Origin of the sequence: Clostridium sp. C8 (assembly GCF_001010885.1) — a bacterium.
Lineage (GTDB): Bacteria > Bacillota > Clostridia > Clostridiales > Clostridiaceae > Clostridium > Clostridium sartagoforme.
The window spans coordinates 81,521-98,532 of the sequence record NZ_LBMX01000005.1 but is presented as its reverse complement, the minus strand read 5'-3'; the positions used below and the strand labels follow the sequence as shown (position 1 = coordinate 98,532).

The following is a 17,012-nucleotide window of genomic DNA, read 5'->3' as shown; positions in this document are numbered from 1 at the left end:
TTAATTTTATTTATTATATTTTAATTTCAATCTAATATTTTTATGCCTATTTTAATTCTCTTTTGAATATTACTGAGCCATCATCTGGTTTTGGATTCCACCCTACTCCCTCATGAGGCTTAGTTAAGTCACCTATGAGCTCCCATCCCTCACTACCATAATTATTAAGTTCCTCTTGCAGCTTATCTGGATCTCCTAAGTTTTTTATAGAATTAATTTCAATGACCTTATATTCCCATTTCATATGAGATAACCCTCCTTGATACTGATTTTTAATAAAAATATAATAATAAAATTTGAATTATTTTTCTGATGTGAACCATCCTCTTGTTTTATTTGCAATCTTAACTAGTGTAAGCATTACTGGAACTTCAACTAAAACGCCTACTACTGTTGCAAGTGCTGCTCCTGATTGTAGTCCAAAAAGAGAAATAGCTACTGCTACAGCAAGTTCAAAGAAGTTACTTGCTCCTATCATCCCTGCTGGTGCTGCAATATTATGTGGCAACTTCCAAAGCTTTGCCCAAATATATGCAAATCCAAATATAAAAAATGTTTGAATTGTAAGTGGTATTGCAATCAGCAATATGTGAGTTGGATTGTTTATTATAGTATCTCCTTGAAATGAAAATAATATTATCAATGTTAAAAGTAGCCCTATTATTGTTATATTATCAAACTTTTTTAAAAATATATTTTCAAAATACTCTTTCCCCTTATTTTTTATTACTAAGGTTCTTGTAATATATCCTAATGCTAAAGGAACTACAACAAATAATATAGTTGATAATATTAAAGTTCCAAACGGTATAGATACATCACTAACTCCTAGTAAAAATGCTACTATAGGTGTGAATGCAATTAAAATAATTAAATCATTTACTGCTACTTGAACTAAAGTATATGCTGGATCTCCTTTTGTTAAGTGACTCCATACAAATACCATAGCTGTACAAGGTGCTGCCCCTAACAAAACTGCCCCCGCTAAATATTCTTTAGCTAAATCTGGTGTAATAATCCCTTTAAAGACTACAAATAAGAAAAATGCTGCTATTGCATACATAGTAAATGGCTTTATTAGCCAATTAGTTGTGCAAGTTACAATAAGTCCTTTTGGCTTTTTAGTAGCATTTAGAATACTTGTAAAATCTATTTTTAACATCATTGGATATATCATAAGCCATATTAAGATAGCTACAGGTATTGATACATTATAATATTCAAACTTATTTAATGTTTCAGGTATAATAGGAAGCAATTGACCAATGGATATTCCTATCACAATACAAGCAGCAACCCATATTGTTAAATATCGTTCAAAGACTCCTAATCCCTTTCCTTTACTTTCTTCCCCCATAATTCCCTCCTATATCTCGTTATTCTTAATTCTTTTTGCTAAATCTTTTATTTTTTCTTCTATCACTTTTGCAACTTTAATGAACTCCTCATCACTTTTACCAGTAGGATCTTCTAAGCCCCAGTCCTCAACATGACTAGCCGATATAACAGGACACACAACATTGCACCCCATTTTTATAGCAATATCAACATCTGGTATATCTGTAAGTAATTTAGATTTTTGAGTTTCATTCATATCAATATTATATAATTGCTTAGTTATTCTTACTGCATCTTGATTTATTTGTGGTTTAGTTTCAGTTCCAGCTGAATAACTTTCAAAAACTTCACTTCCATATAATTTTCCTAATGCCTCCGCCATTTGTGATCTACAAGAATTATGAACACATATAAATGCTACCTTCTTTTTCATTTTTAGTTTCTCCTTTTATTTAATTATTTCTAATAAATTTTTACCTTTTAATTCTTTAGGTTTCCATTCAATCACTGAAAAATTTCCCTTTGATATTTTATCAACCTTATTTATCCATTTAATTTCATTACTTGCCTTTGCTCTTAATATTTCATTAGTGGTTTCAGTTGCATAAAGGCTTGAATTTATTACCCACCACTTACTATTTATCCCTGCTCTATTTAAATCTTTTTGCAATCTAATTGCTTCAAAAACAGGAGTAGTTTCTCCTAGAGTAACAATAATAACTTCTGTTTCATTTTCGTTTCTTAGTTTTGGTAAAAGCTTTTTAACTGATTCAGGTATATCACCTTCTGATCTCTGGATCTCTCTATGATAGCTTTGAGTTGAATCTAAAAGTAATAACGTATGTCCAGTTGGTGCAGTATCAATAACTACAACCTCATTTTCTGATTTTCCAACTATTTCTGCAAAAGCTCTAAATACTGCAATTTCTTGAGTACAAGGTGATCTCAAATCTTCTTCAACATATTCAATATCAGCATCACTCATTGTTTCTCTTGCCTTACTTAAAACTTCTTCTTTATACTTCTCTAGTTCTTTCTTTTCATCAATGCTACTTAAAGTTATTCCATAGCTTTCATCAACCACAAACTTTAAATGAGCTGCCGGATCTGTAGTAGTTAAATGAACTTTCTTACCCTTCTTAGCGAGTCCTATTGCAATAGCTGCTGCAATAGTTGTCTTTCCAACTCCTCCTTTTCCCATTGTGAATATAACTTTCTTATTACTATTAAATATGTCTTCTATAACATTATTTAACTTAGGAATTGTTGTTGTATTTATTTTATCTGTACTTACTTTTATATTACTCTCTTTTAATAACGCTCTAACATTTTCAAGCCCTGTAATATTATAAGGTCTTAAGGGTATTTTGTACCTTTCAATCCCTTTTAATCCTACTGGGATATCATTTAAGGCTTTTTGTTGTTTATTATATAATGCAGTTGATAAATCATCATCATACTTTTCTAGTACTCCATTTACAACCAAAATTTGATTTGCTACACCGATTTCCTTAAGTTCATTTGATGCTCTTTCAGCTTCTTTTAATGGAGACTCTTCTGGTCTAGATACAAGAATAAGAGTAGTCTTTGTCTTATCTGCCAAATTAGAAACTGCATTTTTGTAAACTTCCTTTTTACTTTCAAGTCCCGATAACTGTCCTAAACATGATGCCCCATGAGTATTTTCACTTATAAAATTACTCCATGCTGATGGTAATTGAAGCATTCTTAATGTATGTCCAGTTGGTGCAGTATCAAAAATTATATGATCAAAGTCATTAGCTGCTTTTTCATCAGTAATAAAAGATGAAAACTCATTAAAGGCCGCAATCTCAACAGTACATGAGCCTGAAAGTTGTTCTTCCATATTATTTAATACATTTTCTGGTAATTTTCCTCTATATGGTGATATAACACTTTCTTTATATTCTGCTGCTGCTTGTTCTGGGTCAAAATTAGCCACTACCAAATTAGACACATCTTTTATTTGAACACCTTTATTATCTAATTCAGTATTAAAAACGTCTTGAAGATTAGAAGCAGGATCTGTACTGATAAGCATTATCTTCTTTCCTTCATCTGCCAAAGACACTGCTGTTGCACAAGCTGCTGAAGTCTTACCCACTCCTCCTTTACCTGTGAAAAATAAATATTTAGTTAGGTTTATTTCTTTTATATCAAATGTTTTATACATTTTCTATCACTCCCCCCTAATTAACAACAACCACCCTTACAACAACAACTATTTGATTTTTTTCTTCAGCTTTTAATAAATCAGCAGAAATTTCTAGTAAATTACAAAACTCATCATTAGTAGGGTAGTTACCTACTTTTACAATTTTCCCATCAACCATTGTTGCTGGTAATACATCAACACCTTGCTTCATCAATATTTCATTTATTGTTTTGTTATCAACAAATATTTGTGGATTGCTTGTTAAATTATATCTTTCAACTAATATCCCCTTATTCCTTAAATTATTTATTACTGTTGAAACCCTTAAAAGTTCTGGATTTACAGATGGACCACAAACCCCTGTTGAACAGCACATTGCAGGATCAAAAATAATCATTTTTTTCATAATAAATACACTCCTTTAAATTTTTAATTATTTTTACATACACATTCTTTTTGCTTACAAATACACTCTTCCGTGTCAGTGATAATATTCATTAAGTTTAAAATTAATCTGTTAGCATTAGTTGTATGTAATTTATAATAGCTCCAATTCCCTTCTTTTCTTGATAAAACTAAACCACATTCCATTAAAACCTTCATGTGATGAGATAATGTTGGCTGAGTAAAATTAAAACTTTCTAGCAAATCACAGGCACACTTTTCACCACAAGATAAGATATCTATTATTTTCAGTCTATTAGGGTCACTTAATGCTTTTAAAACTTTTGCATTTTCCTCATAATTATTTTTCATATTTATCCTCCCAGCATAAATTATTCCTTGTATACAATATAGATAACTATCTATATGTTGTCAATATATATCTTTAATTATAATACTTTCAATTATTTATTATAGATATATATCTATATATTATTCTTAGCACCACAATTTGTTACTAATATTTTAGACAATAAAAAAACTTTGGCAAATAAAATATTCATTGTCAAAGTTTTAATATATATTTACTTCATAATCGCAACTCTTCATTATTTCATAAGTTTCCTTTAAATCAACAAGTAAAGCTTAAAGTTAAAATTCTAATTTTTAGACTTTATTATATTATTCTAGCATATCCTAGGTAACATATTTCCTTCTAAAGGTGGCAATATTCTTTTACCTCCAAAATAATTTTCTATAAAAATAGTATTTCGTGATTCTTTAATGAATTCACCTATAATTTTTGCATTTTTTCCCCCATTAAATTCTTGAATTTTCTTCAATATATTTTCTGCTTCTGATTCTTCTACAACTATTACCATTCTTCCCTCACATGCCATATATAAGGGATCAAATCCTAAAAGTTCATTTACAGCTATAACACCTCTATCAATTGGAATATCTTCCTCCATTAAATGTATTCCAAGTTCACAAAGATTAGAAAACTCATGCAATACAGTTGCTAATCCCCCTCTAGTTGGATCTCTCATTATTTTTATTGAATCATAGTTATCTTTAATTATTTCTGTAAAGGGGTATAGAGAAGCACAATCACTTTTTATCTTATCTTTCACTTTGATATCATATCTTTCTATTGCAATTGTTGTACCATGATCTCCTATATTTCCTGTTACTATAATTTTATCCCCATCTTTAATTGGCTTTTGCTTATATCTTTCTAAAACAATCCCTATTCCACTAGTATTAATAAAGATTCCATCTACTTTTCCCTTTTCTACTACCTTTGTATCTCCTGTTATAATACTTACTCCTGACTCTAAGCAAGTTTCACTCATAGACTTCACAATTTTATTTAGGTTTTCCAATGAAAATCCTTCTTCAATTATAAACCCAGCACTTAAATAAAGGGGGCTTGCCCCTGATACAATTAAATCATTAATTGTTCCACAAACCGCAAGTTTTCCTATGTTTCCACCAGAAAAAAATACTGGTTTCACTACAAAAGAATCTGTTGTAAATGCTAGCTTATTATTAGCAGCTTGAAATATTGTTGCATCTTGGCCCTTTACTAACAGATCATTATTAAAATATTTATAAAAAATGTTTTTGATTAATTCTTCAGTATGCTTTCCTCCATCTCCATGACTAAGCTTTATTACATTATTCATTTATTATTCTCCCATTATATTTGTAGAAAATTGAGCATGCTCCTTCATTAGAAACCATACAGGGCCCAACTGGATTTTCTGGAGTACAAAGCCTTCCGAAAAATTCGCAATTAATAGGTCTCTTTTTTCCTAATAAAATTTCACTACAAACGCAATTTTTGCTATTACCTTTTCTTAAACTTATTTTAAATTTCTTTATTGCATCATAATATTTATAATCTTCCTTTAATAAAAAACCTGAAGAGCCAATATTGCCTATTCCCCTCCATTCAGAATCACAATAAGAAAATACTTCCTTTATTATTTGGTTTCCCTTTAAATTTCCTTTTGAAGTTACACAACTTTTGTATAAATTTTTAAATGTTTTCTTATTTTTACTTTGCTCTTGGGTTAAAAAATATATAGCTCCAATAATATCTAACTCATTAAATCCTGCTACTACTGCTGGAATATTATATTCTTCTACAATAAACTCAAAATAATCTGCTCCCATTACTGATGCTACGTGGCCTGGGCAAATAAGTCCCTGTATGTTTAATTTATCATCCCTTAAGATATGATGTAGTATTGGTTCCATCCTTTTTATTCCTATAAAAAAGGAAATATTTCTTATATTTCTTTTTTTAGCTGTTTTAATAGTTAAAGCAATTATTGGTGCAGTAGTTTCAAACCCAACTGCTAAAAAAACTACTTCTTTATCTTTATTTTCTTCTGCCAGATTTATTGAATCTAAAGGTGAATATATTATCCTAATATTCTTTCCTTTTTCTCTTTGTTCAATTAAATTTTCCTTACTTCCTTTAACTTTCATCATATCTCCAAAGGTAGCTAAAACTACTCTATCATCTTTAAGGATTTCTATAGCAGCATCTATATATTCCTCAGAAGTAACACAAACTGGACAACCGGGTCCTGATATTAAATTTATCTTAGGTTCAACTAATTCCCTAATTCCAAATTTTGATATAGATTGAGTATGAGTTCCACAAACCTCCATAATATTAATTTCACCATTAGGATAATTATTAATTTCCTTTAAAAACCTTTTAATTAAAAATTTCTTGTTCATTATTCTCCTCTACTTTAGATAATAATTTAAGAAGATCATTTAATTCTTCAAAATACTCCATATCAATCTTTTGAATAGCACATCCAGCATGTATTAAAACATAATCACCTATTTGGGCTTCTTCAATAATTTGAATATTTACTTCACTTTTCATTCCCATAATGTTTACTTTTGCAGTAGCTTGACTTATTTCTACAATTTGACCTGGTATTGCAAGACACATCCTTCTCAATTCCCTTCATTATCATAAATCTAATTAATTTTCCTTTAATAACGCACTAGCTATATAAAGTTGTCCAAAAGATAATCCTCCATCATTTGTAGGAACTTGCTTATTATAAAAAACTTCGAATCCCCTCTCAGTTAGTTTTTTATATATATTTTTTAATAAATATTCATTTTCAAACACTCCACCACTAAGAACAACTTTATTAATATTCTCCCTTTGCCTTAAAATATAAAGTAAGTCACAAGTTGCATAGATTAATGAGTTATGAAATTTAGCGGATATATTTGAATGAGATTCTCCATCTTTTATATCCTTTAGTACACCTTCTATTATTCTTTTATATTCTATCTGAAGAACTTTCTCATTTTCTCTGATATCATATAAATAGCATTCATTTATATTCTCATTAATGATATTTTCTAATTCTATAGCGGCTTGTCCGTCGTAGGATATATAATTTCTTATACCTATAAGGGAGACTACACAATCAAATAGTCTTCCAATGCTAGAAGATAAAAAACAATTTATTCCTGATTTCAAAGCTTGTATAACAGCTTCAATTTCTTCTTTATCTATATAATTAATTATTTCTAGAGGATTATAATCCAAAGAATTCAAATAGCTTACTGCACATCTCCACGGTTCTTTTATTGCCTTATATCCTCCTTGGATATTTACATATTGTAATTGACCAACTCTTCTAAACGACTTTCTATTTCCAACAAAAAATTCTCCACCCCATACTGCTCCATCTAATCCAAAGCCAGTTCCATCAAAAATAACTCCAATTGTATTTTCATATATTGAGTTTTCTGCCATACAACTTACCATATGTGCATGATGATGTTGAACTTCTATTTTATTTATTTTTTGACTCTTTACATAATTAGTACTTATATATGAAGGGTGCATATCATGTACTAATATATATTTTTTGACATCAAGTAAATTAATAAAGTGATTAATCACATACTTAAAATTATTGTAACAATTAAAATCCTCCAAATTTCCTAAGTATTGACTCAAATAAGAATAGCCATTTTTTGAAAAACAAACTGTATTTTTTTGTTCACCACCAACTGCTATAATTTCATATTTTTCATTAACCTTTGATATATATGGTGCGTATCCCCTCCCTATCCTTATAACCTTTTCATCATTATTTATAACTTTCACAACAGAATCATCTTCTTCAATATAAATATCTCTATCATGCATTAAAAAATAATCAGCTACTCTATTCAAATTATTTAATGCCTCATTATTTTCATATTCCATTAGCATATTACTTATGTTTCCACTAGTCATAACTAAAAAACGTAATTCTTCATCTAATAGTAGATGATGTAACCCTGTATATGGCAGCATAACTCCTAATGAGTTTTGTTTTGGTGATATAGCTTTTGATAATAAAAAGGAGGGTTTCTTTTTCAAAATTACAATAGGTCTTTTATTACTTTTCAATGTTTCTTCTTCTTTAGCTGATAATTGACAAACCTCTTTTACAGCATTAATATCCTTTGCCATTATTGCTAATGGTTTATGTGGTCTTTGCTTTTTATTTCTAAGAAGTTTAATAACAGCTTCATTTTTAGCATCACAAACTAAGTGAAATCCTCCAATACCTTTAACTGCTAGTATTTTTCCTGCCTTAAGCAACTCTTTAGCTTCATCAATTACATTCTTACATTCAATTATTTTCCCTTCATTGTCTACTAAAGAAATACTTGGCCCACATTTTTTGCAACAATTTGGCTCAGTATGAAATCTTCTACTTAATGGATTATTGTATTCATCATTACAATCTTTACACATTATGAATTTTTCCATAGTTGTATAGTTTCTATCATAAGGTAAACCCTTAATTATAGAATATCTCGGCCCGCAATTAGTACAATTTGTAAATACATATTTATATCTATTAGTTTCACTTTTTTGTATCTCCTCTAAACACTTTTCGCAAATTGCTACATCTGGCGAAATAAACTTTAACAAATTTTTTTCATTGACGCTTTCTTTAATCTGAAAAATATCTTTATAAAGATTCTTTCTATGTGAAGATTCTCCTTTTATAAATTTACATTGAAATTTTTCGATTTTAGCAATAGGAGGAGGATTATTTAAAATACTTAGTATAAATCTTTTCAAATTATCTCTTGTTCCTTGGCAATAAATTTCCACAGCTCCTCCTACATTCTTAACATATCCTGAAATATTGTAAATAGTGGCATTTTTATATACAAAAGGCCTAAATCCAACACCCTGCACTATTCCCTCTATTTTTATTTCATATTGAAGATTTTTATAATACTTTAAATAATAGTATTTTGAAGTCTTATTTAATAAAAAAGTATTTTCCATATTTGAGTATCCCTCTAGTTTACGATTTTTTTTATTTCATTTAAAATATTTTGAGAAATTAATTTTAGCTTTTTCTGTAAAATACAATCTAGTCCAATTCCAAATTCAACTTTATTAACCTCAATACCATAAATTACCCCTTTAATATTAGGATAATAAAGTTTTACTAAATCCAGAAAATTATAGTTATGCTGAGAAGACTCAACCTTATTAGAAATAAATTTATCTATTGATACAGTTGTTATTTCCCCTATATTTTTTCCATAGTAAGCTGCATCTAAAATTATTATATAATCTTCTTTTTCTATATTTCCCATAATATGTTGAAGGTTTGTTTCTCCATATATAACCTCAACTCCAATACTTGAGAGTTCATCTTCCATTTGCTCTGCCACTTTAATTCCTATTGCATCATCTTTCATAAGAATATTTCCTATTGCAATAAGCTTGAAACTCATGCTAAGACCTCAACTATATTAGTATCTCCATTACTTCCAATTAAATGAGTTGCACAAGATACACAGGGATCAAAAGACCTTACAATTCTTCCGATTTCTACCGGCTCACTAATATTATTTATTTTAGAGCCAATTAATGATTTTTCTACTGGCCCTGGATTGTTTAACTCATCTTTAGGAGAAAGATTCCATACTGTTGGTGTTATGATATTATAATGCTTAATTACTTTATTTTCTATTTCTATCCAATGTCCTAGAGCTCCCCTAGTGGTATCTATAAGTCCTACACCATAAGCCTTATCAGGAATTAAATAAACCTTTTGATTATTAGACTTTAATTCCACTCTTTTTACTAAGTTCTCTAATATATTAAGTATTTTTTTGGTCTCTAAAACCCTTGCTATATTCCTATCCATACAAGAATGTCCATTTGTGTATTCTCCACTAATAATCAATCGTGCTAATGGTCCAACTTCCATGGGCAATCCATTGTATCGTGGCGCCTTTATAAAGGTATAAGCATTACTCTTAGTCAAATCTACTTCTTCTAAACCTTGTTCTTTCTTGTACCAAGAATAATGAACTTGTTCAGTAATTTTATTAGGTTCAAAGGCGTACCTAACATTATTTTCTATTACTCCTGATTTGACATACGTTATTTCTGGATCTTCATACTTATCAAAAACCCCAAAGCTCATAAAATTAGGATATGATATTCCCTTTTTAAAATAATCCGGATAATATTTAGCTATAACCTCTACATCTTCTATCATTTCATTTGATACAAAATCAGTAATTTTTCTTATAATACTTTTAACTTTCTCTATTTTGTACGCATCTATATCTACTGTAACTCCTCCAACAAAAATCCCATGATTATGCGGTGCCTTTCCCCCCAATATTGCCAAACCTTCATGTGCTAATCTACTTAATTCAATACTTTTAACATAATGTTCTCCTATAATATTGTTAATTTTGCTTGGAAGTCTATAATCGTTGTATTGGCTATTTTCAGCTAATTTTACGCTATAAATTTTTGCATAGCTAGGAATAGAAAGTAGGTAGAAATGTCTTAAATGATTTTGAATAAATTCAAAACCATGCATAATGTCTCTTATATAGCTATCATTTAAGGTAACTTGAACCTTTAATGCATCTTCTAAAGCTAAAGTAGATGCCATAGAATGAGCCGCTGAACATATTCCACAAATTCTTTCTGTAAAATATATACAATCTAGTGCTGGTCTTCCCTTTAACATTTCCTCAAATCCTCTAAAAAGTAAGCCACTAGCAGTTGCCTGTACAATTGTATCTTTTTCTACTTCTGCTTTAACATCTAAGAAACCACTTATTCTTGTAACTGGGTCTATAGTAATTCTTTTTATCATAACTCCTCCTTAATATTTTACAAAAGGCTCATTTCCATCTGGAAAAGTTGATTTTGCACAACCTATGCAATTAGTATTATCACCAATAGGCCAATTAACATAGCCATTCCATTTTCTCCTTGGGCAATCAGTTTTTGTGCTTGGTCCTCTGCAACCAAGTTTAATCATACAACCCTCTTCCCCAAAGTTTTTTGCAAAAATACCTTCTTCAAAAAAGCCTCTTCTTGTACAAGTATTATGAATTGTAAAACTATAAAAAAAAAGTGGTCTTCCCTCACTATCTAACTCTGGGACACCATATCCAACTAAATGAGCTAAAGTCCCCACTACCCAATCAGGATGACATGGACATCCTGGCAACTTAATCACCTGACGATTTAAAACTTCTTGTACACTTTTGCTTTCTGAAGGATTTGGCTTTGCTGCTGAAATTCCTCCATGAGAAGCACATGTTCCTACTGCTACAACATACTTTGCTTTTGCACCAGCTAATTCTATAGCTTCTAAAGCTGTAATAGCCTTCCCATTATAATTTGCAATAATATTATAAGCTCCTTTTTCTTTTGTTGAGACAGCTCCATCTACTAGTAATATGAATTCTGTATCAAGTGTCTCTAAAAACTTCTCAAAAGCAGCATCTCCTTCATTACCCATAAGTGTATTGTTAAAAGTAAAATTTACTATACTAGTTAAAATATCATACAACCCTGGATTTTCACTATTTAATAGGGATATTATATTACCAGAACATCCAGTTACTTCAAGCCACATAGCATTTATTTTTTTACTTTCTTGTTTTTTAATCATTTGTGATACATCTTCTTGAAGTCTTCTTGCTGTACTTAATTTATCTTTTTTAATAAAACACTCTCCTTTACTACTCATCCTTTTCCCCTTTTATATCGCTCAATTATAATCTATGCATAAATCATTATAAGTATTAAGCAAAAATTAATATATTAATAAAAATAGCCCCAGAACATCTGACGCTATTTTTGTTAAACAATATAAACTTTGTTATTAAACTTAATTAGACAAGTATATAGATTAACTTATCTTACTTCTTCTTAAGAATAGGTAAACTCCTCCTAATGCTGTTATTACTCCAACTATAATTATAGCCCTTGGATCAAATTTATTTCCTGTGTTAGGTAAAACATTTAATACCTTGTCTATAATTTTTTCTGATTCATTTTTAACTGTAAAGTTTTGTGTCTCTGGAGATTTCACTTTAATTTCTAATTGTTCATTACCTAAAATATATCCCTTAGGAGCCTTTGTTTCTTTAATAATATACTCACCGTAATCTATATTACTAAATGTTACAAGCCCATCTTCTTTAGAAACTTCTTTAGAAATCACATTACCCTCTCTATCATATAAAGTGAATTCTGCTCCTTTAAGAAGTTTTTCCTTCATATCAGTTTTAGTTATTATAACTACTCCTTTAATCTTATTATTTATTACTTCATAGTCATACACTTTCTGATTTTTATCTATAAATACATTTATTACGCCTTTTGAAGCTATATATCCCTCTGGTGCTTTTGTTTCTTTTATTATATATTTACCATAAATAAGATTTTCAAATAAAACAACCCCATCTTCTCCTGATGATAATTTATCAATTTCTTTGCCTTCCATATCATATAATGTGAATTCTGAATCCTTAAGGACCTTTTTATTATCATCTAATTTGATTATTTTAACAGAACCTCTTATTTTATTATTAGATATACTTTCTGGATTTGCCTTTACAGTTACTTCATTTTCTTTTATTTCCGCCTTTAATTCTTCTTCTGAAAGAACATATCCTTCTGGTGCTTTTGTTTCTTTTATTATATATCTTCCATATTCTATATTCTTAAATTCTACTTTCCCATCTTTACTACTTATACTTACTGCTATAGGCTTTTCATAATTTGTATCTGTTGATTTGTAAAGTGTGAACTCAGCCCCTTGTAATATTTCTTTGTTTTCTCCTAATTTTGTGAATTCTATATTTCCTCTTATTTTTGTATTAGAAATGCTTTCTGGATTTGCTTTTATGGTTATTCCATTTTCTTTTATTTCAGCAGTTAATTTTTCTTCTGAAAGAATATATCCCTCTGATGCCTTTGTTTCTTTTATCACATACCTACCGTACTCTATATTTTTAAACTCTACTTTTCCACTTTCATCACTTTCAACTACTGATATTGGATTTTTATAATCTTCATCAACTTCATTATAAAGTGTAAACTCAGCTCCTTGTAATGCTTCCTTACTTTCTCCTAGCTTTGTAAATTCTATATTTCCTCTTATTTTTGTATTAGAAATGCTTCTTGGATTTGCTTTTATAGTTGTTCCATTTTCTTTTATTTCAGCAGTTAATATTTCTTCTGAAAGAACATATCCTTCTGGTGCTTTTGTCTCTTTTATTGCATATTTACCATATTCTATATTATTGAATTCCACTCTTCCACTTTCATCACTTATAATTACTGCTATAGGATTTTCATACCTTATATCTGTTGCTTTATAAAGTGTAAATGTTGCTCCTTGCAATACTTCATTGCCTTCTCCTAGCTTCGTAAATTCTATATTTCCTCTTATCTTCGTATTGGATATACTTTCTGGATTTGCTTTAATCACCTTTCCATCTTCAGTTATACTAGCATTTAATGTTTTATTTGAAATAACATATCCCTCTGGTGCCTTTGTTTCTTTAATAATATAGTCGCCATACTCAACATTTTTAAACTCCACTTTTCCCGCTTCATTACTTATAGCTACCATCAATGGATTTTGGTAATCAGTATCTGACTTACTGTAAAGCGTAAACTCAGCATCTTTAATGGTTTTACCATTTTCTCCAAACTTAAAGAATTCAATTTCACCTGTAATAATTCTATTTTTATAATTATAGGATATATTCTTTTTATCTTCACTATTTTTAATCTGGAACCTATATACTTCATTTCCTAAAATATATCCTGTAGGTGCTTGCTTTTCCCTAACATAATAATCTATGTCAAATTTTAATTTATCAAATACTATTTCTCCATTACCTTCTGTTGGTTGTGAAGTTCTTATTACATTTTGATATCTATCAAGTAATTCAAATACTGCACCTTGTAATCTTATATTTTCATTATTACTATTTACCTTTATAACTTTAATACTCCCAGTTTCACCAATACCGCCACCACCGGCGCCTTGAAATATAACCTCAACATTTCCTGAACTTGATGATTCAATTAATCCAGTTCCTTTGAAAGATATAGAGTTAGTAAATGGAGTTTTCTTTTTATCTACTACATTAGTTCTAAAAGTTAATATATAAGCGTCTTCTATCTTACCTGGCAATATAAAGTTAAATTCTCTTGTGGAAACATTATACTTTACATTATCTTTTCCTAAACTGATTTCCTCTCCTCTTTCTAGCTTTCCATCTTGTTTTAAAACTTGCTTATACAATTTTACAGAGGTGGTATCTAATTCAAGTCCCTCTTGAAGATTATCTGTAAGAACAATATCTGTGATAGGAACCTTATTAGAGTTAAATGTTACATTCCAATCAATATAAGAATTTCCTCTAGTATAGTCAGCTTTTTTATCAATTAAAGTATTCTTTATTTTTCCTATTCCCGTACTTTCTACTCCACTAGGCACCAAATCTGTTATTAGCTTTGCAGTATTTCTTATTTCCTTTTCTCCATTATTATTAAATATAGAAGTATCTGTAATTTTAGTTTTAAAAGTTATTACTTGCTCATTATTTATTTCACTTGGAAAATTATAAGTTAATGTTCTAGTACTTTCATCATAGGTATAATTTAATTTATCTGCAATACCACCATTAAGCATAACAGAATCTACAACAAACTCTTGCCCTTTATTTATAGTATCTAAAACTTTAGCATTAGGAAGTTTCATCTTATTTTTATTAACAACAATCTTCCATGTAACTTCTCTTGTAATATAATTATAATCTTGACTAGTCTTATTTATCACTTCACTTTGGACCCTTTGAGTTCCTTGGGATTTTGAAGTTATAATATTATCTCCTGTTAATTTAGCTTCATTATAATAATTCTGATCTTTATTTCCTGCATACACATTACTATCTGTTACTCTCGTCCTAAATGTTATTACATAGGGCTCATTAATATCACTATTAAAACTATAAGTTAATGTTCCTGTTTTCTGTTTGTCTCCACTCTCTGCCTTCAAATAATTAAAACTTCCTCCTGGAGTGCTTTTATCTATAGATGCTGATCCTTCTACATATTCTTGACCAACTCTTATTTCATCGCTAATAATAGCATTTTTTATTAATATCTTATTAGTATTTATAGTAATTTTCCATGTAATTTCACCTGTAGCTGCATTGTATCCTATACCTTGTTTATTAATGATGCTACTCGGTACTCCTACCCCCTTAGTATCTGATGCATTACTTGGAACACCGCTTCCAGTTAAGGTTACTTTATTGTTATAAGTTTTTCCTGTGTTAGAGTTATAAGCTGCTTCATCTGTTACTTCTGTAGAAAATTCTATTTTATGTGGCTCATTGATAGCCCATGGGAAAGTGTATATAAACTTTTGCCCGTCTATACTATAATTACTATTTGTTTCAATTCCATCTACCTTAACACTTCCTGGCACAAATGTTAATCCGGCAGGTATATCATCTACAGTTACAGCATTTGGTATATTTTGAGAATTATTGTTTACATAAATACTCCAATTAATTCTTTTTGTTAATGCATCATACTTCCCATCTTTTCTGACAAAATCAGTTTTTATTCCAACTGATGCTTCGTTAGAGTTTACAGAAGTTCCATCATGCTTAAAAATTGCTGTGTTATATTGATATATTGTGGCTCCTTCATCTTCAGAAAGTTTTGAATCTGTTACTTTCGTCTTAAAGGTAATTATTTGAGTTGTTTCTATAACATTTGGAAAATTATAAGTTAATTTTTTGCTACTTAAATCATAATTGTAATTTGCCTCTTGAGGGGTAGCTCCATTTATTTTAACTGAATTAGGTACGAATTCTTGACCATTTCGTATATCATCAATGACTTGAGCACCATATACTTTAACATTTTCTGGATTAACTATTACCTTCCAAGTTATTTCATTTCTTGAAGCATCATATGACCCTTCCTTTTTGATAGAAGCATTAGGAATTTCAGGTTGTTCAAAATCTACGTTAATTATTATAGGCTCTGAATTTCCTCCAACTTCAAATTTAATAGGTATTGGATTATTATTTCCAATTTCATCAATATTAAATTGAGTATCTATATAAAAATACCCTGATATATTAGAATTTTTTTCGGAAAATTCATTAAATGTAATAACAACTGCTCCGTCAGTATTTATTACAACATTTGCAATAGTTTCTCCATTTTCAAGATTGATAGGGAAATTTAGTGTACCTATTATTTGGATTTCCTTAGGTATTTGCATCACATAGGTATCACCCTTTTTTACTACTTCTTCATTTGGTATAGCAAACTTATAGGTCAATTTAACCTCTGCATTTTTACTTATAGGATTTGATGAATCATTTATTGGCTTTCCATTTTCATCTGTTAAACTTACTTCAGTTATAAAATTAAATTTCCCTGTAATATCTGTAGCATTCGCGGATAATGTAGGAATGATCGAGAAGAATTGAAATAGCATAGCAATAAATGCTATAAAATTAAATAATTTTTTCCTTGGCTTAGCTTTCTGTTTTTTTCTGTTCATAAAAGACCCCTTCCATAATTATTTTTAAAATAAAAAAACCGACCTTAATTTAATCAAGGTCGGTTGCACTACTGACTCCGTATATACAAGTGCCCAAATTAGTATATACATCAACATCTCCTTAAAAATCTCGAACAATTTATTTATTAAAAATAATTTTACCATAAATTGTATTT

13 protein-coding genes, 1 pseudogene and 1 riboswitch are annotated in these 17,012 nt (G+C 29.4%); all 14 genes and pseudogenes read right to left on the bottom strand.

Going from position 1 to position 17,012, the window contains the following annotated elements; translation table 11 throughout:
* Positions 1-46: 46 nt before the first annotated feature.
* Positions 47-244 (bottom strand): DUF4177 domain-containing protein, encoded by a 198-nt coding sequence (locus AAT22_RS00790; RefSeq protein WP_046999950.1) that lies wholly within the window; start codon positions 242-244, stop codon positions 47-49.
* Positions 245-301: 57 nt separating this feature from the next.
* Entirely contained in the window at positions 302-1,357 is a 1,056-nt protein-coding gene (gene arsB, locus AAT22_RS00785) for an ACR3 family arsenite efflux transporter (protein WP_046999949.1), read from the bottom strand.
* A 9-nt stretch (positions 1,358-1,366) separates the two neighbouring features.
* Complete coding sequence (locus AAT22_RS00780) at positions 1,367-1,771, bottom strand: arsenate reductase ArsC (protein ID WP_016206872.1); 405 nt, start codon at positions 1,769-1,771, stop codon at positions 1,367-1,369.
* Positions 1,772-1,786: 15 nt separating this feature from the next.
* Positions 1,787-3,532 (bottom strand): arsenical pump-driving ATPase, encoded by a 1,746-nt coding sequence (gene arsA / locus AAT22_RS00775; RefSeq protein WP_046999948.1) that lies wholly within the window; start codon positions 3,530-3,532, stop codon positions 1,787-1,789.
* Between the two features lie 20 nt (positions 3,533-3,552).
* Positions 3,553-3,920 (bottom strand): annotated as a pseudogene (gene arsD, locus AAT22_RS00770) (arsenite efflux transporter metallochaperone ArsD).
* Positions 3,921-3,943: 23 nt separating this feature from the next.
* The gene (locus AAT22_RS00765) at positions 3,944-4,270 is read right to left on the bottom strand and encodes a metalloregulator ArsR/SmtB family transcription factor (RefSeq protein ID WP_016206875.1); all 327 of its coding nucleotides are present in this window, start codon (positions 4,268-4,270) and stop codon (positions 3,944-3,946) included.
* Between the two features lie 314 nt (positions 4,271-4,584).
* Entirely contained in the window at positions 4,585-5,586 is a 1,002-nt protein-coding gene (gene hypE / locus AAT22_RS00760) for a hydrogenase expression/formation protein HypE (protein WP_046999947.1), read from the bottom strand.
* Positions 5,579-6,655 (bottom strand): hydrogenase formation protein HypD, encoded by a 1,077-nt coding sequence (hypD, locus tag AAT22_RS00755; RefSeq protein ID WP_046999946.1) that lies wholly within the window; start codon positions 6,653-6,655, stop codon positions 5,579-5,581. The genes hypE and hypD overlap by 8 nt, the downstream gene beginning before the upstream one ends.
* Entirely contained in the window at positions 6,633-6,878 is a 246-nt protein-coding gene (locus AAT22_RS00750) for a HypC/HybG/HupF family hydrogenase formation chaperone (RefSeq protein ID WP_046999945.1), read from the bottom strand. Before AAT22_RS00750 ends, hypD begins: the two co-directional genes overlap by 23 nt.
* Positions 6,879-6,911: 33 nt before the next feature.
* On the bottom strand, positions 6,912-9,245 hold the full coding sequence (gene hypF, locus AAT22_RS00745) for a carbamoyltransferase HypF (protein ID WP_156174260.1): 2,334 nt from the start codon (positions 9,243-9,245) through the stop codon (positions 6,912-6,914).
* A 14-nt stretch (positions 9,246-9,259) separates the two neighbouring features.
* Positions 9,260-9,703, bottom strand: a complete 444-nt coding sequence (locus AAT22_RS00740) for a hydrogenase maturation protease (RefSeq protein WP_046999944.1) — start codon at positions 9,701-9,703, stop codon at positions 9,260-9,262.
* Positions 9,700-11,091, bottom strand: a complete 1,392-nt coding sequence (locus AAT22_RS00735; protein WP_046999943.1) for a nickel-dependent hydrogenase large subunit — start codon at positions 11,089-11,091, stop codon at positions 9,700-9,702. The genes AAT22_RS00740 and AAT22_RS00735 overlap by 4 nt, the downstream gene beginning before the upstream one ends.
* A 9-nt stretch (positions 11,092-11,100) precedes the next feature.
* Complete coding sequence (locus tag AAT22_RS00730; RefSeq protein WP_046999942.1) at positions 11,101-11,976, bottom strand: hydrogenase small subunit; 876 nt, start codon at positions 11,974-11,976, stop codon at positions 11,101-11,103.
* A 162-nt stretch (positions 11,977-12,138) separates the two neighbouring features.
* Positions 12,139-16,836, bottom strand: a complete 4,698-nt coding sequence (locus AAT22_RS00725; RefSeq protein WP_046999941.1) for a SpaA isopeptide-forming pilin-related protein — start codon at positions 16,834-16,836, stop codon at positions 12,139-12,141.
* Positions 16,837-16,884: 48 nt separating this feature from the next.
* A riboswitch (cyclic di-GMP riboswitch) is annotated at positions 16,885-16,966 on the bottom strand.
* Positions 16,967-17,012 lie beyond the last annotated feature (46 nt).

Bases quoted from the DNA above. Each gene is read 5' to 3' on its own strand.
- AAT22_RS00725 (WP_046999941.1), bottom strand. From the start codon at position 16,836: ATGAACAGAAAAAAACAGAAAGCTAAGCCAAGGAAAAAATTATTTAAT.
- AAT22_RS00740 (WP_046999944.1), bottom strand. From the start codon at position 9,703: ATGAGTTTCAAGCTTATTGCAATAGGAAATATTCTTATGAAAGATGAT.
- hypD (WP_046999946.1), bottom strand. From the start codon at position 6,655: ATGAACAAGAAATTTTTAATTAAAAGGTTTTTAAAGGAAATTAATAAT.
- AAT22_RS00730 (WP_046999942.1), bottom strand. From the start codon at position 11,976: ATGAGTAGTAAAGGAGAGTGTTTTATTAAAAAAGATAAATTAAGTACA.
- hypF (WP_156174260.1), bottom strand. From the start codon at position 9,245: ATGGAAAATACTTTTTTATTAAATAAGACTTCAAAATACTATTATTTA.
- hypE (WP_046999947.1), bottom strand. From the start codon at position 5,586: ATGAATAATGTAATAAAGCTTAGTCATGGAGATGGAGGAAAGCATACT.
- AAT22_RS00765 (WP_016206875.1), bottom strand. From the start codon at position 4,270: ATGAAAAATAATTATGAGGAAAATGCAAAAGTTTTAAAAGCATTAAGT.
- AAT22_RS00780 (WP_016206872.1), bottom strand. From the start codon at position 1,771: ATGAAAAAGAAGGTAGCATTTATATGTGTTCATAATTCTTGTAGATCA.
- AAT22_RS00750 (WP_046999945.1), bottom strand. From the start codon at position 6,878: ATGTGTCTTGCAATACCAGGTCAAATTGTAGAAATAAGTCAAGCTACT.
- AAT22_RS00735 (WP_046999943.1), bottom strand. From the start codon at position 11,091: ATGATAAAAAGAATTACTATAGACCCAGTTACAAGAATAAGTGGTTTC.
- AAT22_RS00790 (WP_046999950.1), bottom strand. From the start codon at position 244: ATGAAATGGGAATATAAGGTCATTGAAATTAATTCTATAAAAAACTTA.
- arsA (WP_046999948.1), bottom strand. From the start codon at position 3,532: ATGTATAAAACATTTGATATAAAAGAAATAAACCTAACTAAATATTTA.
- arsB (WP_046999949.1), bottom strand. From the start codon at position 1,357: ATGGGGGAAGAAAGTAAAGGAAAGGGATTAGGAGTCTTTGAACGATAT.